The organism is Dawidia cretensis (genome assembly GCF_018598175.1).
In the GTDB taxonomy this organism is placed as follows: domain Bacteria; phylum Bacteroidota; class Bacteroidia; order Cytophagales; family Cyclobacteriaceae; genus Ohtaekwangia; species Ohtaekwangia cretensis.
The window spans coordinates 1-248 of the sequence record NZ_JAHESE010000230.1; the positions used below are offsets into that span (position 1 = coordinate 1).

Consider the following 248-nt stretch of genomic DNA (forward strand, 5'->3'; position numbering starts at 1 on the left):
GTATTAATTACATAAACCTTAGCACAGCGCAATCATTTACTAGAATAAAAGAGATCAGTATTCGCAAGGTACTTGGGTCAATGAAGTACCAGCTCATAAGTCAGTTTATGGCCGAAAGCTTTTTGTTTGCCTTTATAGCCATGATTTTGTCCTATGGAGTATTCTATCTGATGTTGCCAATGTTAAATGAATTAACTGGCAAGACTCTGGCATTCTCTGAGCAAATCGATACGATGTTGGTACTGAGT

1 protein-coding gene is annotated in these 248 nt (G+C 37.5%); it reads left to right on the top strand.

From position 1 onward, the window contains the following. Positions 1–11: 11 nt before the first annotated feature. Positions 12–248: ABC transporter permease (locus KK062_RS31190; protein ID WP_369075199.1), on the top strand; the 237-nt coding region annotated here is incomplete at its 3' end.